Below are 20,468 nucleotides of genomic sequence, written 5' to 3' on the forward strand. Positions count from 1 at the left end.
TGCAGATAGTTGCGCTCAATCGTCCGGTCATAGCTGTTGTCGCGCATCGGATCGTCCTCCGCTGGAGCGATCCAATCAGCGAATTAGTGAACATGCACAATTGCGAGCGAAGCGAAGCAATCCAGGATCGTTCCGCGGAAAGAACCTGGATTGCTTCGTCGCTACGCTCTCGCAGTGACGGCGAGACCCTTCTATCCCTCCACATTCGCCTTGATCGCCGCCTCGAACCTGTCGACGAACTCGGCGAGCTCGTCGGCGCCGAGATCGCTGACGGCCCAGAAGTTCAGGCCGCGATTGCCCCAACGACGGCAGTTGAAGCCCTGCATGGTTTCGGTCTTTGGCGCGCGATATTCCGCGTTCGATGTCTGCGACACGAACAGGTTGATGACGTGCTGCCGGCGCCGGTAGACGACGGCGCCGATGGCGCGCGCATCGATATAGTCGAGCCGGCCGCCGACCAGCGTGAAACCCTGCGCGGTGAGGTCGATCACGGGCGGGGCGACGTCGAGCTTGCCGTTGAACCATGGCTTGACGGTGTGCTGGTCGGTGGAAAGCACGTCGGTAAGGTGACCGGCCTGAAGCGAGCGCAGATGCGCGGAGACGACCTCCGACAGGATACGCTGCTGGTCGTCCTGGCGCAGCACCACCGCGACGATGCCCGAAGCAGCAAGCGCGGAGACGGCTGAGCCCATTGCAAAGCCGCGCAGCACGGAGCGGCGGGTTGGTTGTTGGCGCTGCGGCTCGGGCAACGAGGCCTCGATCCGGCTGCGCAGGCTTGCGGGCGCGGTGTAGCGCAAACTGGCGTGGGCGAGCACGCGTTGCATGTCGCGCTGCGCGGCGAACTCCGCAGCGCAGTCCGGGCAGCTTGCGATGTGGGCTTCGACCTCGCGCGCATGGCCCGCATCGAGCTCATTGTCGAGCAGCGCGTGAAGCAGGTTCCTCGCTTCTTCGCAAGTCATCTTGAGTGCTCCTCTTCCACATTCCAGGCCGCGCGCAGCATGGCGCGGGCGCGGGCGAGGCGGGACATCACGGTACCGATGGGCGCGCCGACGACCTCGGCGATTTCACGGTAGGAAAGATTGTTGATCTCCCGCAGCACGAAGGTTTCCTTGAACGGTTCGGCGAGCGCGTCGATCAGCTTGCGGATCGCGCCGGCATCGCGGCTGCGCAGCACTTCGGTTTCCGGGCTTGCCTCGCTCTCCTGCCAGATTGGTGTCTGCTCGGCGGCGCCGGGCGTCTCCTCGATCGCGCTGTGGGAATGCGCGCGCCGCGCATATTCGGCGTTGCAGACGTTGCGCAGGATCGCGAACAGCCACGGCTTCATCGCCGGTCCATGATAGCTGTCAAAGTGCTTCAGCGCTCGCAGATAGCACTCCTGCACCGCGTCCTCGGCGTCGGAGGCATCGCGCAAGAGATAGCGCGCGAGCGTGTAGACGTCGTCGAGATAGGGCAGCGCCGCTTCGCGGAAGCGCAGCGCCTTCTGCAAATCGTCGGTGCCGGGCATCGCTCCTCGCTTTGCCTTTTGCTTTGCCACTTCTTTTGCCGTGATCGAATAGGTCTGAGCCCGGCCGGCGTGGGACAACCGGCCGGGCAAGACGTGGGTGCCTTGGTTGGAGACGTTACTCAACCTTGATCATCCCCGTCATGTGCGGATGCAACGAGCAAAAATATTTGTAGTCGCCCGCATTGGTGAAGGTGAACGAGAACTTGTCCTTGGTGTCCAGGGTCTTGGACCTGAACTTGCCGGCCGACACCACGGTGTGCGGGATGTCGTCCCGGTTGGTCCAGGTCACGGTGGTGCCGACCTTGATCGTGAGCTCGGCCGGCTGGAAAACGAAATTATCGATATGCACCTCCGTCTCGTCGGCACGGGCAGCTGTTGTGGGCAACAGGATGGCCGCGGCCAAAGCGAGACCGAAGTCGACACCGAAGTCGCGCCGATTGAGTGTCTTCATGATCAGCTTTTCTCTCAGCCCTGGAGCGGCGTGTCGATGATGGCGAGGCGCTGCTCGTTCTGCTTGAAGTTGATGCTGGCAACGCCGAGCATGGAGCGGAGCCTGGCGTTCTCGACCTTCATCGGTCCTGGTGAGGGAGCGGCCCCCGGCGCCGGCTGCGGGAAGGCGGTCGAGCGCGCAGTGTGGAAAGTGACGTTGCCCTCGACCTTCTGCATCACCTGGTGGATGTGGCCGTTGAGCACCGTGACCGAGCCGAACCCCTTGACGTATTCCAGCGCGCGGCCGCCGTCTTCGGTGCCCCAGCCCCATTCGGGATAGACGGTCCAGAGCGGGATGTGCGCGAACAGCACGACCGGAGTCGATTTTGACTTGCCGCGCAGATCGTCCTCGAGCCAGGCGAGCTGCTCGGCGCCGAGATTGCCGAGGCCGCCGGCCTTGAGGTCGACGACGTTGACGAGGCCGATGAAGTGCACGCCGCCGGCGTCGAACGAGTACCAGCCGCGACCCTTGGTGCCACGGCCGTAGCGTTCGCGATAGAGCTTCACCTCCTCGTCGATGATGTCGTGCTCGCCCGGCACGTAATGCACGTCGAGCTTGGTTTGCGAGATGATGCGCTCGGCATTGTCGAATTCGGCGGCCTTCGACAGATGCGTGATGTCGCCGGTGTGGATCATGAAGGACGGCTTGACCGGCATGGCGTTGATCTTGCCCACGGCTTCCTCCAGCGTGCCGAGCGCGTTGGGATTGGCCGGCTTGTCGAAGCCGACATGGCTGTCGCTGATCTGGAGGAAGGTCATGCCGGGCGCGGCCGCGGTAGCAGCTTGCGCACTATCGATGATGCCGAACGAGCGCGGCACGCCGCCGGTGATGGTCCAGAGCACCCCGGTGCCGGCCCAGGTCATGCATTCCAGCACCTTGCGGCGGCTGACACCGTCGTCCCCGTGATCGTGTCCGCTCATCGCGCATCTCCTCTCGCCCGGAATTGGGCTTCGGGAAGGTGATCGGGGAAGGAAGCGTCTTATTCCCGAATGCGATGACGATTTCGTGAGGGGGAAATTCTCGTGTCCCGGACGCAACGCAGCACCTCTTGGTGATGCGTTGCAGAGCCGGGACCCTGAAAGCCGCGCGGTGCGCCGTGAGATGGGCCCCGGCTCGGCGGCGCATCTGCGCCGCGTCCGGCACGAGACTTACTTTGAAAAATCTCTCACGGCTTGCACCACGGCCTGCGGCACTTCCTGCGCCACGCAATGCCCGGCATCATCGAAGACCAACGTACTGACGCGCGGAATCAGCGATACGGCGCGCGCCGACATTTCCTTGTAGATCGGCCCCGACTTCGCGGCGGTCGTGACGCGCACCGGGCAGTCGATCTCGGTGAGCGAGGTAAACGGATTGCCGCGGGCATCGCCAACGTAAACCTGCTCCATCGCCTCGTAGATCGGACACAGGATTGCCGACTCGATCTCCGGCGTGCAGCAGAGCTTTACCCGGCCGTCGTCGAGCGGCACGAAGCCGTGGCGCACGTAAGCCCAAAGCGACGTCTCGGTCCAATCCGCAAATGCCGGCGCCGCCCGGTAGCGCGCGAAGACGGCCGCAGCGTTCTCGAATTCGGCCCGTCGCCGCAGCGTGCCGTGCACGCGGGAAAGGGATTCGTCGCTCAATGCGCCGGAGCGCGCCGCGCGCGGGTCCATCACGGTCGGCTCCATCACGAACAGGCGCGTGAAGCATCCGGGACGAAGTTTTGCCGCGAGGAGTAGGTCGGTTGCACCAGCACTGTGGCCGATGCCATAGACGTCGCGCAGCTCGAGTGTCTCGATCACCCGGCTCACGTCATCGGCGTAATCCAGGAAGTGATAGGCGCCGGGCTTGTGGCTGGCGCCATGGCCGCGGCGGTCGAGCGCATAGACGGTGTAGGTCGATGCAAGCTCGCGCGCGACCTCGTCCCAGACGTCAGCGACGAAGCCAGTGCCATGCAGGAGCAGGGCAGGTGGTTTCCCGCTCTCGCCCCATTGCAACATGGCGATCTGCGCGTCGGCTGGGCCGATTGAAAAGCGGTACGAATTGATCATGGTGGCCGGATGCTACTTCGCATCCTCCAAAATCATCGCCGCACCTTTCTCCGCGATCATCGCGGTCGGCGTGTTGGTGTTGCCCGAGGTGATGGTCGGCATGATCGAGGCATCGACGATGCGAAGACCGCCGAGGCCGTAGAAGCGCAGGCGTTCGTCGACCACCGCCATCGGATCGTTCGCCGCGCCCATCTTCGCGGTGCCGACGGGATGGAAGATGGTGGTGCCGATGTCGCCGGCAGCCTTCGCAAGCGAGGCATCGTCGTCGCCGACGGTGGGGCCGGGCAGATATTCGATCGGGCGGTATTTTGCCAGCGCCTTCTGCTGCATCAGGCGTCGCGTGGTGCGGATGGCGTCGGCGCCGACCTGGCGATCGTCGTCGGTCGACAGGTAATTCGGCGCAATGATCGGCTTCTCTTCAGGCGTTGCCGAGCGCAGCCGCACGGTGCCGCGAGAGGTCGGTTGGAGATTGCACGCGCTCACCGTGATCGCGGGGAAGCGGTGCAGGGGATCGCCGAACTTGTCGAGCGACAGCGGCTGCACGTGAAACTGGATGTTGGCGCGTGCGCGCGTCGCATCGGAGCGCGTGAAAATGCCGAGCTGCGATGGCGCCATGGTCAGCGGCCCGCGGCGGCGGAAGGCGTAGTCGAGCCCCATCAGGCCGCGGCGAAACAGGTTGTAATAGGTCTCGTTCAGCGTGCGCACCCCTTCGACCTTGTAGATCGCGCGCTGCTGGAGATGATCCTGCAAGTTGCGCCCGACGCCGGGCCGGTCCACGACGATGTCGATGCCGAGCGGCGAAAGCCAGTCGGCGGGGCCGATGCCGGAGCGATGCAGCACCTGCACCGAGCCGATCGAACCGGCCGAGAGGATCACCTCGCGCTTGGCGCGCGCCTCGATGATCTCGCCATTCTGGATGAAGCGCACGCCGACGGCGCGGCCCTGCTCGATGACCAGGCGGTCGACCAGCACATGCTTTTCCAGCCGCAGATTGGGACGGTTCAGCGCGGGCTTGAGGAAGCCGCGCGCCGACGACCAGCGCCGGCCGCGCTTCTGGTTGACGTGGAAATAGCTGGTGCCTTCGTTGTCCCCGGTGTTGAAGTCCGGGATGCGCTTGATGCCCATCTCCTCGGCGGCGTCCCCAACGGCGTCGAGAATGTCCCACGACAGTCGCGGCGCCTCGATGCGCCAGCCGCCTCCTGTGCCATGATGCTCGCTCGGCCCAAGGAAATGATCCTCCAGCCGTTTGAACAGCGGCAGCACGTCGCCATAGCCCCAGCCGGTCAGCCCGAGCTGGCGCCAATGGTCGTAGTCGGCAGCCTGTCCGCGCATGGAGATCATGGCGTTGATCGCCGAGCAGCCGCCGATCACCTTGCCGCGGGGATAGGCGAGCGCGCGGCCGTTCAAGCCCGGCTCGGCTTCAGTCTTGAACATCCAGTCCGAGCGCGGATTGCCGATCGCGAAGAGATAGCCGACCGGGATGTGGAACCAGATCCAATTGTCGTCGCCGCCGGCTTCGAGGATGAGGACGCGGTTGTTGCGATCGGCCGACAGCCGGTTCGCGACGATACATCCCGCGGTGCCGGCTCCGACGATAATGTAGTCAAACTCACCTTCGAGCCGTCTTGGCATTCTGCGTCCATCCCAACAGGCGTCATGCCAGGGCTTGTCCCGGCCATCCACGCGCTTTCTGTCGTAATAGTCGGACGTAGATGGCCAAGACAAGCTGGCTAAAAGCCCGGCCATGACGAAAGGACAGGTTACCTTCGATCCGCCGGAGTTAGGTGGACCGGCGCTTGCATGGTAGGACAATCCTGTGTTCCCAAAAAAGCTTGAGATCCTCCATGCCTATCGTGAACCGCGTCGCCGACCTCCAACCGGATATTCAGGCCTGGCGCCGGGACATCCATCAGCATCCGGAGCTGCTGTACGAGGTTCACCGCACCGCAGCATTTATCGCTGACCGCCTGCGCGAGTTCGGCTGCGATGAGGTCGTGACTGGCCTCGGCCAGACCGGCGTGGTCGGCGTCATCAAAGGCAGCAAGCCGGCCGGCGACGGGCTCAAGGTGATCGGTCTGCGCGCCGACATGGACGCGCTCCCGGTCGAGGAGCAGACCAACCTGCCTTACGCCTCGAAGAACCCGGGCAAGATGCACGCCTGCGGCCATGACGGCCACACCGCGATGCTGCTGGGTGCGGCGCGCTACCTGGCCGAGACCCGCAACTTCGCCGGCGATGCCGTGGTGATCTTCCAGCCGGCCGAGGAGGGCGGCGCCGGCGGCGAGGCCATGGTCAAGGATGGCCTTATGGAGCGTTTCGGCATCGAGCAGGTCTATGGCATGCACAACGGCCCGGGCATCCCGATCGGCTCGTTTGCGATCCGGCCGGGACCGATCATGGCGGCGACCGACGAGGTCGACATTCTGATCGAGGGCGTCGGCGGCCATGCCGCGCGTCCGCACAAATGCGTGGACTCCGTGCTGGTCGGTGCACAGGTGATCACTGCCCTGCAATCGATCGTTGCGCGCAGCGTCGATCCCCTGGAATCGGCTGTGATCTCGATCTGCGAGTTCCACGCCGGCAATGCCCGCAACGTCATTCCGCAGACGGCGACGCTGAGGGGCACTATCCGCACGCTGTCGCCGGAGGTGCGCCAGCTGGTCGAGAAGCGCGTCCGCGAAGTTGTGGCCGGCGTGGCGCAGATCACCGGCGCCAAGATCGATCTGCGCTACAAGCGCAATTATCCGGTGGTGAACAACCACGCTGCGGAGACCGAGGTGGCAAGGCGCATCGCCAAGCAGGTCGCAGGGGACGCCAACGTGCACGAGATGCCGCCGCTGATGGGCGGCGAGGATTTTGCCTATATGCTGGAAGCGCGGCCTGGAGCGTTCATCTTCTGCGGCAACGGCGACAGCGCCGGCCTGCATCACCCCGCCTACAATTTCAACGACGAGGCGATCGTCTTCGGTACGTCCTACTGGGTCAAGCTGGTCGAGGAACAGCTGGCGGCGTCTTAAGGCTTCTGAGTCGTCATTCCGGGATGGTCCGCAGGATCAGACCTGGAATCTCGAGATCCCGGGTTCGGCTCTTCGAGCCGCCCCGGAATGACAATCTTGAATGCAAATGGCCGGGCTAAGGCCCGGCCATCCGCATTTATGAAGTGTCGTTCTTCTCAGAACATCCGCGAGAAGATCACGTAGAGCGTGGCCGACAACATGATCGCGCAGGGCAGCGTCAGCACCCAGGCCATCAGCAGATTGCGGATGGTCGACCATTGCAGGCCCGAGCCGTTGGCCGCCATGGTGCCGGCGACGCCGGACGACAGCACGTGAGTGGTCGAGACGGGCAGGCCGAACACGTCGGCCGCGCCGATCGTGGCGGCGGCCACGAGCTCGGCCGAGGCTCCCTGCGCATAGGTGAGATGGCTTTTGCCGATCTTCTCGCCGACGGTGATAACGATGCGCTTCCAGCCGATCATGGTGCCGAGGCCGAGCGCGATGGCGACTGCGATCTTCACCCAGGTCGGGATGAACTTGGTCGCGGCGTCGAGCGAGCCCTTGTAGGTGTTGAGCACCGCGATCTCGTCCTTGTTGAGATCGTTCGCCTTATCCTTCATCAGGAAGCGGATCGCTTCCGAGGTCAGGTACATGTCGTTGCGGGTGTTGCCGACGGCTTCGGCGGGTACCTTGCTCAACGTGCCGTATCGAGCGACCTGATCGCCAACGTCCTTCACCAGCAGGGCGAGCGAGGGATAGGTACCATCGTTGAGCTCGTGCAGGGCGATGTATTGCGTCACCGCCGGGCGAGGATCGCCGATGATGCTGTGGCCGGCGCCTTTCGCCGAGATCACCTTGGAGGCAGCCTCGGAGGCCTTCTGGAACTGGGCGACCTGAGATTCCGGCAGCGCCCGGTTGAGGGCGTAAGCCGTCGGCACGGTGCCGATCAGGATCAGCATGATCAGGCCCATGCCCTTCTGGCCGTCATTGGAGCCGTGGGCGAAGCTGACGCCGGTGCAGGTCAGGATCAGCAGGCCCCGGATCCAGAGTGGCGGCGCCTTGTTGCCCTCAGGTGCCGCGTACAGAGACGGATTGCGCACGATGAACTTGAGCAGCAGCAACAGCACGGCGGCACAGATGAAGCCGAACAGCGGCGACAGCAGCAGCGCGTAACCGATCTCGGTCGCCTTGCTCCAGTCCACGCCGGAGGTGCCGTCGCGGCCGCGCATGACGGCGTTGGCGACCCCGACGCCGATGATCGAGCCGATCAGCGTGTGCGAGGACGAGGCGGGCAGGCCGAAGAACCAGGTGCCGAGATTCCAGAGGATCGCGGCGATCAGAAGCGCGAACACCATGGCGAAACCGGCGCTGGAGCCGACCTGGAGGATCAGCTCGACCGGCAGCAGCGAGACGATGCCGAACGCGACCGCGCCGGAGGACAAGAGCACGCCGAGGAAGTTGAAGAAGCCCGACCACATCACCGCGACTTCGGCCGGCAGCGAATGGGTGTAGATCACGGTGGCCACCGCATTGGCGGTGTCGTGGAAGCCGTTGACGAACTCGAAGCCGAGCGCGATGAGGAGCGCGACGAATAGGAGGATGTAGGGCAGGTAGGTCGTCACCCGCGTGCCGGTCGCGTTGATGTCGACATAGATGCTGTAGGCGACGAACAGCGCGCCCGCGGCGAGGATGCCGAAGAACAGGATCAGCGTCAGCGGATTGAAGCCCTTGTCGAGATTTGGCCGCGACGCCTGCTGGACGGGCGCGCGATCTGTTACGGCGCGGTCGAATGCTACATCGGTCATCTCTGGACGCCCCTTAACCTTCAGGTAAGGGTATTGTCCGCGATGGATTTGAAGGCTGGATGACAACCAAGGCGTGAAAGCCGCCTTCCTGCCAGTATTTAAGCAGCCCGTGCAGCCTTCTTCTGCAAGCCGGCCGCGATCTTCAAATCTTCGACAAAGCGCTGATATTCCAGCACCTTGGCCTCGGGATCGGGCAGCCGCAGCAGATAAGACGGATGCACCGTCACCAAAGCCTTGCGCCCGTCGGGAAGGTCGATCAACCGGCCTCGGTTTTTGCCGATGGGCGTGATCTTGCCGAACACGCTTTGCGCGGCGGTGGCGCCCATCGCGACGACGAGATCGGGCTGAACGGCCGCCAGCTCCCGCTCATACCATTGCCGGCACGCCCGGATCTCCGGCGTATTCGGCTTCTGGTGCAGGCGGATCTTGCCGCGCGGCACGAATTTGAAGTGCTTGACGGCATTGGTGACATAGACCTTCTTGCGATCGACGCCGGCTTCCTCGAGCGCGCGATCGAGCATCTGGCCGGCCGGGCCGACAAAGGGATGGCCGGCGAGGTCTTCCTTGTCGCCGGGCTGCTCGCCGACCAGCATGATGTTGGCGGACTTCGGGCCCTCGCCGAACACCGTCTGGGTCGCGTCCTTGTAGAGATGGCAGGCGCGGCAATGCGCGGCCTCCTCGCGAAGCGCGTCGAGATCGTCGGTTGTGGTTTTGCGTTTCATCGGAGCCTCCGGCCGCTTCTGAGGCTTGTGCGGATCGGTTGCGGCATTGGCGATCATGGCGCCGGTCATGCGCTCGGCGTCCTCGATCAAGGGCTTAATGATCGAAGCCTCGGGCAGGTTCCTCCAGTATTTTTTCGGCATCTCGGCCTGCATCGGCTTCACCTTGAGCCGGGCCGGATTGAAGATGCTGGCATAATAGCGCCGCCAGGTTTCCTCCAGACGGTCTTCGCCGGGCGCCTCGCTCTTGCTGACGCCCGGCGTGAACGAGAGTGCGTGGCCATCCCAATGCGCGCAGAGGTCGGGCGTCAGGATCGACCAGGGCATGTCGGCAAAGCGCTTGGCGAAAAATGGCGCGGCGAGCTCGACGATGTGATGTTCCGGCTCGAACCAGGCGACGTAATGCGCCTGGCGTTCCCTGCCGATTTCGCGGAAGCGCACGAAGGCATGCATCTTGTGCTCGTCGCGGTAGACTGCCTTCGCCATGGCCGTGACTTGCGCGACATCGGGATCGGTTGCGACCTCGATGAGATCGTGATTGTCCTTCAGCCGAAATAGCAGGCGATAGAGGATCGCAAAGCGTTCGCGGTCGCGGTGCAGGATTGCCGCTTTGGCGAGCTCGACGAATTTCGCGGAGACGTTGAAGGTGCTATCGCTGCCCTCCGGCAGCAGAGACGGCGAGGGCGGCGCGAACAGCTCCGCTTCGCCTCCCTGCACGGCCCAGGTGACATCGGCTGGCCTGACGCGGTGAAGCACGAGGCTACGTGCGGCTTTGCGCCAGCCTTCGAAATCGGTTTCATGATCGAGAGTGATGAATTGCATCAGAAGCCAAATCCCAGTTGCGTCGCCTTTGGCTTGAACCGCTCGATCAGCCGCGCCTCGTCGAGACAATGCGGTGAGGGGCGGTGATCGCTGAGGACGATGAACGGCAGCGCCTTGTGCCGGGGCACGTGCAGCCGCGCGAGATCGGCGAGGCGGATCATTGTCGTGCGCCGCGTCGCGATGATGCGTTCGACTGCTTTGGTGCCGAAGCCCGGCACGCGCAGCAATTCCTCGCGGCTGGCGCGGTTGACATCGAGCGGAAAGCGGTCGCGGTGGCGCAGTGCCCAGGCGAGCTTTGGATCGATGTCGAGCGGCAGCATCGCGCTGTCGTCGACGATCTCGCCGACGTCGAAGCCGTAGAACCGCATCAGCCAGTCGGCCTGATAGAGGCGGTGCTCGCGCAGCAAGGGCGGCGCGCGCAAGGGCAGGGCGCGGCTGGCGTCGGGGATCGGGCTGAACGCGGAATAGGCGCCGTAGAGATTGGCGCTGGTGTGGAGAATGGTGTGATCGGAGGCCGTGTCGGCGCCGACGATCATCTGCGTGCTTTGCCCAGCCGGCGCAAAGCGCTGCGGCTTGGCCTTCGTTTTCGCGCTGCGGCCTTCCTCGGCTTCATCGAGCTTGAGCCGCAGCCGGCCCATGGTGCGGCGGATCGCGCGCACGTCCTTCTCCGGCGCGAATTGCTTGAGGCTCGTCTCCTGCGGCATCTCGATGTTGATGGAGAGACGGTCGGCATATTGGCCGGCTGCTGCGATCAGCGCATCGTCGGCTTCGGGAATCGTCTTGAGGTGGATGTAGCCGCGGAAGTGATGCTCCTCGCGCAGTTTTCGCGCGACGCTGACCACTTGCTCCATGGTGTAATCGGGACTGCGGATGATGCCGGAGGAGAGAAACAGGCCCTCGATGTAATTGCGCCGGTAGAAGTCGAGCGTCAGCTTGACGACCTCGTCGATGGTGAAGCGGGCGCGCGGCACGTTGGAGGAGGCGCGGTTGACGCAATAGAGGCAATCGTAATTGCAGGCATTGGTCAGCAGCACCTTGAGCAGGGAGATGCAGCGTCCATCCGGCGCGTAAGAATGGCAGATGCCCATGCCCGGCGCGGTCGAGCCCATGCCCTTGCCGTCGCTGGAATCCCGCTTCTCGGTGCCGCTGGAGGCGCAGGATGCGTCGTACTTGGCAGCATCCGCCAGGATTTCCAGCTTGCGTTGTACGTCCATGTTTGAATCTCTTTGATTCCACTCATGAATCCTAAAGCGCGCCAATTCGATTGACTCCCAGGGCGGCGTTAGCTTTATATTAGAACATATCATGAACAAATGAGCCAGCCGCTGGTTCTCTTTTTGAGAGCCACCGGCAATCACCCCTGAAGGAGCGGCGAGCATGAGCGGCGCACGCAGAAGCGCGCTTGCGACCTTGCGCAGCCAGATCGAGCGCATCGAGACGGCGGAGGTCGTGCATCAGCGCGATCGCGTCGCGCTCGGCCACAGCGAGGCGGACAGCGCGCTGAAGGGCGGGCTCGCACGTGCGGCGATCCATGAGGTGTTTTGTGAGGGCCGGCAGGGGACGGCCGCAACGGGCTTTGTCATGGGGCTTGCGGGCCGCGTTTCGGCGCGCCGGCCGCTGCTGTGGGTGCGGCAGGATTTTTCGGAAATCGAAACCGGCGCGCTGTCGATGAGCGGGCTCGCCGAGTTCGGTCTCGATCCGCGCCGCGTGGTGATGGTGCGCGCCGCTGATGTCGAGAGCGCACTGCGCAGCTCAGCCGACGCGCTTGCCTGCGATGCGCTGGGGGCCTTGGTGCTCGAGCTCTGGGGCGAGACCAGGCAGTTCGATCTCGTGGCGAGCCGCAAGCTGACGCTGGCCGCGCAAGCTTCCGGTGTCACCGGGCTCTTGCTGCGCATGGCGGCGCAGCCGCTGCCCTCGACCGCGGAAACACGATGGATGCTGCGCGCAGCGCATTCACCGCCGGGCCCGGTGTCGAGTGCCTGGGGCGCGCCGCGCTTCGATGCCGAGCTCTTGCGCAATCGTCATGGCCCATGTGGCCGGTGGACCATGGAATGGAAATGTGATGAGTGCCAGTTCAGTGAGCCGTCGACGTATTCTCAGCCTGTGGCTGCCACGCCTGCCCATCGACCGGATTCAGCGGTTCTTTGGGAACGTCGGACTGCATAAGAGCAATGATCCAAGCATCGTCGTCATCAAGGACAACAATGCGCTGGTGATCCATGCGCTCGACGAGGCCGCCGAGCGCCTCGGCCTGTATATAGGTCAGCCCTTGGCCAATGCGCGGGCGATGTGTCCGGACCTGAAAGTGTTCGACGCCGATATTGTGGCCGATGCGAAGACGCTGAGCGATGTCGCGGACTGGTGCGACCGCTTCACGCCGCTGGTGGCGCTCGATCCGCCGCACGGCCTGTTTCTGGACATCACCGGCTGCGCGCATCTATTCGGTGGTGAGGCCGCGTTGTTACGGACGTTGGTTCGCGCATTGGCCCGGCAGGGGTTTGCCATCAGCGCGGCGATCGCCGGCACCTCGATCTGCGCACGCACGCTGACGCGGCAGGCCACGGGCACCATCGTGGCCGATGGCGAGGAGGCGGAGGCGATCAGCCGATTTCCGATTTCCGCGCTCGGTGCAGGTGAAGTCATCACCACAGGCTTGCGTCGCGCCGGTTTGAAGACCATCGGCGACGTCGCCTCGCGCTCGCCGAGCGAGATCACGGCGCGGTTCGGCGCCCGGTTCTCCACGCTGCTGGCGCATGCGCTGGGGCAGGGCGATGCGCCGATCAACCCGCGAAAACCGCTGCCCGACTACATCGTGGAAAAACGTTTCGCCGAGCCGATCGCGACCGACACCATGATCGCGATGACGCTGTCGCGGCTTGCCGACACGTTGATCGCATCCATGGAGAAGCAGGGCAAGGGCGCGCGACGCCTGGAAGCCGCGTTCTTCCGCACCGACGGCGTGGTGCGCGCGATTACGGTCGAGACCGGGCGTCCGGTGACGCGCAGCGCGGTCATCGACCGGCTGTTTCGCGAGCGTCTCGATGCGCTCGCCGATCCGCTCGATCCTGGCTTCGGCTTCGACATGGTGCGGCTGTCGGCGAACCGTACAGAAATCGTGGTGCAGGAGCAGCGCGATCTCGATGCCCATGCCCACGACAATGACGAAATCGCCGCACTGATCGACCGCATTGCCGCGCGCATCGGCGGCAAGCGTGTCGTCGTGCACCTGCCGCAGGACACCCATATCCCTGAATGCGCGGTTGTAGCCGCGCCGGCGCAGCATCATCTCGCCGCCGCCATGCAGGCGGAATGGCCTGCGCGGGCCGAGAACGAGCCGCCGCTGCGTCCCTTGCGGCTGTTCGACAAGCCGGAGCCGATCAAGGTGCCATTTGCGACCGTGCCGGACGGCCCGCCGCATCAATTCACCTGGCGCCGCGCGCTGCATGCGGTGGTGCGGGTGGAAGGGCCCGAGCGCATCGCGATGGAATGGTGGCGGCAGGACGGCAAGCAGCTCACGCGGGACTATTTCCGCATCGAGGATGCCGAAGGCCTGCGCTTCTGGATCTTTCGCGACGGTCTTTATGAGGGGGAGGTGTTCGACGACGACGGCAAACCCGCTTCTCCCGGCTGGTATGTGCACGGTCTCTTCGCATGAATACGCCTGCCTATGCCGAGATCGGCATCACCACCAATTTTTCCTTCCTGCGCGGCGGCTCGGATCCGCGCGCCTATGTGCATCAGGCCAGCATCCTCGGCATTCCCGCGATCGGCATCGCCGATCACAACACGCTGGCCGGCGTGGTGCGCGCCTACAAGGAGCTCGACAATGCCGAGGTGCTGCACAAGCCGAAACTCCTGATCGGTGCGCGCATCGTCTTCATCGACGGCACGCCGGACATTCTGGTCTATCCGCGTGACCGCGGGGCCTATGGTCGGCTGTGCCAGCTTCTCACCAAGGGCAAGCGCGGCGACGACATCACGCGGATCGAGAAGGGCGAGTGTCGTCTCACCTTCGCCGACCTCATCGAGTTTTCAGAAGGCCAGCTCCTGGTCCTGACGCTGCCGCATCGTTTCGAACCCGCACAGGCGCTGGATGTTCTTGCAAAACTCAAGGACAGCCGCGCCGAGGGCGTGTGGCTGGCGGCGAGCCTGATCTATCGCGGCGACGACCGGCGCCGGCTGGCGCGGCTCGATGATCTCGCGGCAAAAGCAAGAGTGCCGTTGCTCGCGACCAACGAGGTGCTCTATCATCATCCCGCGCGCCGTCCTCTCCAGGACGTGCTGACCTGCATCCGGGAAAAGACCACGATCGAAGCGGTCGGACGGAAGCTGGAAGCCAATGCCGAGCGGTTCTTGAAGGCGCCGCAGGAGATGTCGCGGCTGTTCCGCGATTTCCCCGAGGCGATCGCGGAGACCATGCGCTTTGCCGATGCAATCGACTTCTCGCTCGATCAGCTCAAATACCAATATCCGGACGAGCCGGTGCCGCCGGGCAAGACCGCGCAAGGTCATCTTGAGGATCTGACCTGGGCCGGTGTCGACAAATATTTCGGCGGCATCACCAAAATCGACGAGAAACTGTACGCTACGCTGAAGAAAGAGCTCACGCTGATTGCCGAGCTGAGATACGCGCATTACTTCCTCACCGTGCACGACATCGTGCGCTACGCGCGCAGCCAGAATATCCTGTGCCAGGGGCGGGGATCGGCGGCGAACTCGGCCGTGTGCTACGTGCTTGGCATCACCTCGGTCGATCCGACCAAGGTCGATCTGTTGTTCGAGCGCTTCATCTCCAAGGAGCGGCTGGAGCCGCCCGATATCGATGTCGATTTCGAGCATTCGCGGCGCGAGGAGGTGATGCAATATGTCTATCGTCGCTACGGCCGCCACCGCGCCGCGATCATCGCCACCGTCATCCATTATCGCCCGCGCAGTGCCATTCGCGACGTGGGCAAGGCGCTGGGCCTGACCGAAGATGTCACTGCCGCGCTCGCCGACACCGTCTGGGGAAGCTGGGGCAAGGGTCTTAACGACATGCAAGTCAGGCAGGCCGGGCTCGATCCCAACAATCCCATGATCAACCTCGCGGTCGAGCTCGCAACCGAACTGATCGAATTCCCGCGCCATCTCTCCCAGCATGTGGGCGGTTATGTGCTGACGCAGGACCGGCTCGACACCTATGTGCCGATCGGCAACGCCGCGATGGACGATCGCACCTTCATCGAATGGGACAAGGACGACGTCGACGCGCTCAGCATGATGAAGGTCGACGTGCTGGCGCTGGGCATGCTGACCTGTATCCGCAAGTGTTTTGATTTGATCGCGGAGCATAAGGGCGAGCGCTGGGTGCTGGCGAGCGTCCCGCAGGACGACCCCAAAGTCTATGACATGCTTTGCGACGGGGAATCGCTCGGCGTGTTCCAGGTCGAAAGCCGCGCACAGATGAACATGCTGCCGCGGTTGAAGCCGCGGACGTTCTATGATCTCGTCATCGAAGTCGCGATCGTACGTCCGGGCCCGATCCAGGGCGATATGGTGCATCCTTACTTACGGCGGCGGAACGGCCTGGAAAAAGTGAGCTATCCCTCGCCATCGCCCGAGCATGGTCCCGCGGACGAGCTCTACAAGGTTCTGCATAAGACCAAGGGCGTCCCGCTGTTCCAAGAACAGGCGATGCGCATCGCGATCGAGGCGGCAAAATTCACCTCCGAGGAGGCCAATGGCCTGCGCCGCTCGATGGCGACCTTCCGCAATATCGGCACCATCGGCAAATACGAGGACAAGCTGATCGGCAACATGGTCGCGCGCGGCTACGATCCCGACTTTGCCCGAAGCTGCTTTGATCAGATCAAGGGTTTTGGCTCTTACGGCTTTCCGGAGAGCCATGCCGCGAGCTTTGCGCAGCTCGTCTACATTTCTTCATGGCTGAAGCATTACCACCCCGACGCCTTCTGCTGCGGCCTCTTGAACTCGCAGCCGATGGGCTTTTATGCCCCGGCGCAGATCGTCGGGGATGCTCGCAAGAACGGCGTCGAGGTGCGCGACATCGACGTGTCCTACAGTTTTGCGCAGAACACGTTGGAGCAGGGGAGAGGCAAATACTGCGCCGTGCGCCTCGGCTTCCGCCAGATCGACGGCTTTCACTGGTTGGACGAGGATGAGGAGAGGCTAAAGTGCTCTCAGTCGTCATTCCCCATTGCGCAATTGCGCAATGGGGACGCGCCACTTGGCGCGAGCCCGGAAGCCGTCGGGCCGCATACGCCTGACGTAATGGATTCCGGGCTCGACGCCGCCGCATCGCGCCGGAATGACAGGAGAGAGGACTGGGCCGACCGCATCGTCGCCGCCCGCAACCGCCGTCCCTTCACCTCGCTCGAAGATTTTGCGCGCGACACCGGCCTGCCCAAGCGCGCGCTGATCCTGCTGGCGGATGCCGATGCGTTCCGCTCGCTCGGGCTCGACCGCCGCGAGGCGCTATGGCAGGTGCGGCGGCTGCCCGACGACGTGCCGCTGCCGCTGTTCGAGGCGGCCACCGCGCGCGAGCAGCCGGACGAGCACGCAAGGCCGCTGCCAGTGATGCCGCGCGCCGAGCAAGTGGTCGCCGACTATCAGACCATCCGCCTGTCGCTGAAGGGCCACCCGATGGAATTCCTCCGCGAGATGTTCTCGCGCGAGCGCGTCATCGCCTGCAAGGATGTCAGCCATGAGAACGAGCGGCGCCGCGTCCGCTGCGCCGGCGTGGTCTTGGTGCGGCAGCGGCCGGGCAGCGCCAGCGGCGTCGTGTTCATGACGCTAGAGGACGAAACCGGCATCGCCAATGTCGTGGTGTGGCCCAAGATCATGGAGCAATACCGCAAGGAGGTGATGGGCGCGCGCCTCATCCTAGTTGAAGGCTACATCCAGAGCAGCCCTGAAAAGGTGACGCATCTCATCGCTCAGCGCATGATCGACCGCTCGCACGATCTGATAGGTCTCGCCAACGATGCCTTAAGCCGCAAGCATCCGGTGCCGGCAGGCACCGCCCTGGTCGAGCCGCTCAACGACGATCCCCGTGCTCACGCGGATAGCCCGGCGCAGAAAATCCGCCACCCCCGCAACGTCCGCACCCTGCCGCCATCGCGGGATTTTCATTGAGATGTGACGCGAGATGCCGCCACACGCTTACTGCCGTCGGGTGGCAAAGGCGCGTAAGCGCCGTGCCCACCTTCCAGCGGCTGTCGCGAAAGCGGTGGGCACGCTTCGCTTTGCCCTCCCTACGAGTTCTTCGATGATGATGCCGTGCCCTAAAAATTCACTCGGTTCGAAATCGCGCCGTCCACGACGAGATTGGACCCAGTGGTGAACCCTGACACCGGGCTTGCCAGAAACACCGCGGCGCTCGCGATCTCCTGCGGCGTCGCCATGCGGCCGGTCGGGTTGCGGCTCATCGCATCCTTGTAGCGCTCCGGCATGTTCTGCTCGATCATCTCCCAGACGCCGCCCTTGAAATAGACCGTGCCGGGCGAGACCACGTTGACCCGGATCTTCTTCTTGGCATATTGCCGCGCTAGTCCCTTGGCCATGTGGATCAGCGCCGCCTTGATCGGGCCGTAGGAGCTGGCGGTGTCCGCTTGCGCCGCGGAGATCGACGAGATGATGACGAAGGCGGCGTCGCCACTGCTGGCGCCGCCTGTCTCCAGGAACGGTCGCGCGGCATCGAAGGCATGCACCGCACCGAGCACGTCGAGCCGGAAATTCTGCTCCCAGGACGCGGGGTCGTGCCCTTGCGCCATCGCGCCGGCATTGGAGAACAGCATGTCGATGCCGCCGAGCTCCTTTGCGGCATTCTCGATCCAGGCTTTCAGCGCCGCGCCGTCGGTGACATCGACTGGACTGCCGGTCGCACGGATTCCGCTCGCCTTCAGCTCGGCCACGGTGGCCGCAACCTGATCGGCGTTGCGCGCGCAGATAGCGACATTGGCGCCTTCACCGGCAAGTGTCGCCGCGATCGCCCGCCCGATGCCGCGCGTGCCGCCGAGCACGATGGAGTTCTTTCCTTTGAGACCGAGATCCATTGTCTGGTTTTCCTTGTTGTTGGTGCCGGGAGTGTAGCTCTTTTGGGAGATATGCTGAACTCTCCAATTCGTCACTGCGAGCGCAGCGAAGCAATCCAAAAATGCATCCGCGGAAGCACTCTGGATTGCTTCGTCGCAAGGGCTCCTCGCAATGACGCGGAGAGAGGCGGGGCCCATTCACTCCAGCGCCGCTCCCACCGGCGGGCCGCCGGGCGGGCGGTGCAGGAAGGTCAGCGAGACGTAGGCGCCGACCCAGGAGCCGATCGCGGCGAACGCGACGTAGAAGGCGTTCTCGGTGTAGCTGATCACGGCGTAAGACGAGAGCAGGTACCAGATCGCGCTCCAGGTCGCGGCGGGCACGCGCTTGCGCGCGACCACGGCCGAGGTGAACATCACGTAGACCGCGTCCGTCGCCGCCGTCGCGACGAACACGGCACCCGCGGTGAGGGGATCGACGGCGGCCATTGCAATCCTTTCTGTGATCATGACATGGTCGCGAAAAGTACAGCAAACGAGCAGGGAGAGAAGCGGCCATGCAAAGCCCGGCCGATATTCTCAAGAGCATCTGGACCTCCGCAGGCGGCGAGGCCGCCGCGCTCGACCGCGTGCAGCTGACCGGTGAGGAGCCGCAGATCCCATCCTCCTTTCGCGTCGCCGTCGCCGGCCAGACGACGATCGCCGCCGCCGGCCTCGCCGCCGCGGAGATCTGGCGACTGCGCAGCGGTGAGGCGCAGGACGTCTCCGTCGACATGCGTCATGCGGTCGTCGAATGCCGATCCGAGCGCTATTTGCGCGTGGACGACAAGCCGCCGCCCCCGGCCTGGGACGCCATCGCCGGCGTCTACAGAACCGGCGACGGCCGCTTCGTCCGCTGCCACACCAATTTCCCGCATCACCGCGAGGCCGTCTGCAAGGTACTCGGCTGCGTGCCCGAGCGCGAGAAGGTGCAGGCGGCGCTCATGCAATGGAAAGGCGAGGATTTCGAGGCTGCGGCTTACGCCGCGGGCGGCGTCGTTGCCCTGATGCGCAGCTACGACGAATGGTCGGCGCTGCCGCAAGCGTGGGCGCTCGCCGAACTACCGCTGGTCTCGATCGAGAAGATCGGCGAGGCCCCGGCGAAACCGTGGCCCCTGGGATTGTCGAACAGCGATCGTCCGCTCGCGGGCCTGCGCGTGCTCGATCTCTCCCGCGTCATCGCGGGCCCTGTCGCAGGCCGCACGCTCGCTGCGCACGGCGCGGACGTGCTGCTCGTCTCAGGGCCCGAACTACCCGCCATCCCCTGGCTCACCATCGACACCGGCCGCGGCAAGCTTACCACCTTCATCGAACTGAAAAGCGAGGCGGGCAGGGCGCAATTGCGCGCCCTGTTGCAAGACACCGACGTCTTCTCGCAAGGCTACCGCCCGCGCGCGCTCGCCGCCCTCGGCTTCGCGCCGGAGGACGCAGCGCAAACCAATCCCGGCATCGTCTATGTCACGCTGTCGGCCTATGGCCATGCCGGTCCGTGGGCAGAGCGGCGCGGCTTCGATTCACTGGTGCAGACCGCGACCGGCTTCAACCAGGCGGAGGGACAGGCCGCCGGCATCGACGGTCCCAAGGAATTGCCGGCTCAGATGCTCGACCACGCCACCGGTTATCTGATGGCGTTCGGCGCCATGATGGCCAAAGTGCGCCAGGCTCGCGAAGGTGGCAGCTGGCACGTCCGCGTGTCGCTGGCGCAGACCGGACGCTGGCTGTGGAATCTCGGCCGGCTTGACGGCGGACTGGACACCCCGGATCTTACGGGGGAGGCCATACATGCTGCGTTCATCGAGAGCATGCCATCTGGCTTCGGCATGTTGAAGGCGGTGCGCCATTCGGCGGTGCTATCGACGACGCCGGCACAATGGAGTCGTCCGGCGATGCCGCTCGGCAGTCATCCGGCACAGTGGCCGGCGCGAAGCTGACATGAAGCTGACACATCGCGAAATTTTAACGTCGACCAAGAGGCGCCCAGCGTTTTTTAGGTTGTTTGAAATCGGAATTCAGCACTATTAGCGCGACCGATA

General features: G+C 64.3%; 16 protein-coding genes. 5 read left to right on the top strand and 11 right to left on the bottom strand.

What is annotated here, in order from left to right; genetic code table 11:
- Nucleotides 1-191 precede the first annotated feature (191 nt).
- From IVA91_RS31555 to IVA91_RS31580, 6 genes are all read right to left on the bottom strand, one after another.
- Nucleotides 192-959 carry an anti-sigma factor gene (locus IVA91_RS31555; RefSeq protein ID WP_247448571.1) on the bottom strand — a complete coding sequence of 256 codons (768 nt, stop codon included), beginning with the start codon at nucleotides 957-959 and terminating at the stop codon, nucleotides 192-194.
- The gene (locus tag IVA91_RS31560) at nucleotides 956-1,504 is read right to left on the bottom strand and encodes a sigma-70 family RNA polymerase sigma factor (protein ID WP_247276693.1); all 549 of its coding nucleotides are present in this window, start codon (nucleotides 1,502-1,504) and stop codon (nucleotides 956-958) included. The genes IVA91_RS31555 and IVA91_RS31560 overlap by 4 nt, the downstream gene beginning before the upstream one ends.
- A 115-nt stretch (nucleotides 1,505-1,619) precedes the next feature.
- On the bottom strand, nucleotides 1,620-1,955 hold the full coding sequence (locus tag IVA91_RS31565) for a cupredoxin family copper-binding protein (protein ID WP_247276687.1): 336 nt from the start codon (nucleotides 1,953-1,955) through the stop codon (nucleotides 1,620-1,622).
- 14 nt (nucleotides 1,956-1,969) lie between these two features.
- Nucleotides 1,970-2,914: a metallophosphoesterase gene (locus tag IVA91_RS31570; protein WP_247276686.1), complete on the bottom strand. Its 945-nt coding sequence runs from the start codon at nucleotides 2,912-2,914 to the stop codon at nucleotides 1,970-1,972.
- A gap of 228 nt (nucleotides 2,915-3,142) precedes the next feature.
- Nucleotides 3,143-4,024, bottom strand: coding sequence for an alpha/beta hydrolase (locus IVA91_RS31575; RefSeq protein WP_247276685.1), 882 nt, complete (start codon nucleotides 4,022-4,024; stop codon nucleotides 3,143-3,145).
- 12 nt (nucleotides 4,025-4,036) lie between these two features.
- Nucleotides 4,037-5,656: a GMC family oxidoreductase N-terminal domain-containing protein gene (locus tag IVA91_RS31580; RefSeq protein ID WP_247276684.1), complete on the bottom strand. Its 1,620-nt coding sequence runs from the start codon at nucleotides 5,654-5,656 to the stop codon at nucleotides 4,037-4,039.
- 212 nt (nucleotides 5,657-5,868) lie between these two features.
- On the opposite strand from IVA91_RS31580, the gene IVA91_RS31585 reads away from it, so the two are divergent.
- A complete protein-coding gene (locus IVA91_RS31585) occupies nucleotides 5,869-7,041 on the top strand; it encodes a M20 aminoacylase family protein (protein WP_247276683.1) in 1,173 nt (390 codons plus the stop codon).
- Between the two features lie 155 nt (nucleotides 7,042-7,196).
- Here the strand turns inward: IVA91_RS31585 and IVA91_RS31590 are convergent, their stop codons facing one another.
- The 3 genes from IVA91_RS31590 to IVA91_RS31600 all read right to left on the bottom strand — a co-directional run bounded on the left by IVA91_RS31590 (nucleotide 7,197) and on the right by IVA91_RS31600 (nucleotide 11,580).
- Nucleotides 7,197-8,825, bottom strand: a complete 1,629-nt coding sequence (locus IVA91_RS31590) for an inorganic phosphate transporter (protein ID WP_247276682.1) — start codon at nucleotides 8,823-8,825, stop codon at nucleotides 7,197-7,199.
- Nucleotides 8,826-8,923: 98 nt separating this feature from the next.
- On the bottom strand, nucleotides 8,924-10,366 hold the full coding sequence (locus IVA91_RS31595; protein ID WP_247276681.1) for a UdgX family uracil-DNA binding protein: 1,443 nt from the start codon (nucleotides 10,364-10,366) through the stop codon (nucleotides 8,924-8,926).
- Entirely contained in the window at nucleotides 10,366-11,580 is a 1,215-nt protein-coding gene (locus IVA91_RS31600; RefSeq protein ID WP_247460142.1) for a putative DNA modification/repair radical SAM protein, read from the bottom strand. Before IVA91_RS31600 ends, IVA91_RS31595 begins: the two co-directional genes overlap by 1 nt.
- Nucleotides 11,581-11,743: 163 nt before the next feature.
- On the opposite strand from IVA91_RS31600, the gene IVA91_RS31605 reads away from it, so the two are divergent.
- The 3 genes from IVA91_RS31605 to IVA91_RS31615 are packed head-to-tail and all read left to right on the top strand — an operon-like array spanning nucleotide 11,744 to nucleotide 17,500.
- On the top strand, nucleotides 11,744-12,532 hold the full coding sequence (locus IVA91_RS31605) for a DNA repair protein (RefSeq protein ID WP_247276679.1): 789 nt from the start codon (nucleotides 11,744-11,746) through the stop codon (nucleotides 12,530-12,532).
- On the top strand, nucleotides 12,429-14,021 hold the full coding sequence (locus IVA91_RS31610; RefSeq protein ID WP_247276678.1) for a DNA polymerase Y family protein: 1,593 nt from the start codon (nucleotides 12,429-12,431) through the stop codon (nucleotides 14,019-14,021). The genes IVA91_RS31605 and IVA91_RS31610 overlap by 104 nt, the downstream gene beginning before the upstream one ends.
- Nucleotides 14,018-17,500: an error-prone DNA polymerase gene (locus IVA91_RS31615; RefSeq protein WP_247276677.1), complete on the top strand. Its 3,483-nt coding sequence runs from the start codon at nucleotides 14,018-14,020 to the stop codon at nucleotides 17,498-17,500. The genes IVA91_RS31610 and IVA91_RS31615 overlap by 4 nt, the downstream gene beginning before the upstream one ends.
- Before the next feature lie 149 nt (nucleotides 17,501-17,649).
- Here the strand turns inward: IVA91_RS31615 and IVA91_RS31620 are convergent, their stop codons facing one another.
- Both IVA91_RS31620 and IVA91_RS31625 read right to left on the bottom strand, forming a co-directional pair.
- Entirely contained in the window at nucleotides 17,650-18,420 is a 771-nt protein-coding gene (locus IVA91_RS31620; RefSeq protein WP_247276676.1) for an SDR family oxidoreductase, read from the bottom strand.
- A gap of 177 nt (nucleotides 18,421-18,597) precedes the next feature.
- Entirely contained in the window at nucleotides 18,598-18,885 is a 288-nt protein-coding gene (locus tag IVA91_RS31625) for a hypothetical protein (protein ID WP_247276692.1), read from the bottom strand.
- 68 nt (nucleotides 18,886-18,953) lie between these two features.
- Here IVA91_RS31625 and IVA91_RS31630 point away from each other — a divergent pair, with 68 nt between their 5' ends.
- Nucleotides 18,954-20,366 (top strand): CoA transferase, encoded by a 1,413-nt coding sequence (locus IVA91_RS31630; protein ID WP_247276675.1) that lies wholly within the window; start codon nucleotides 18,954-18,956, stop codon nucleotides 20,364-20,366.
- The last annotated feature ends 102 nt before the right edge of the window (nucleotides 20,367-20,468 follow it).

The organism is Bradyrhizobium sp. 153 (assembly GCF_023073835.1).
Taxonomy (GTDB): Bacteria; Pseudomonadota; Alphaproteobacteria; order Rhizobiales; family Xanthobacteraceae; genus Bradyrhizobium.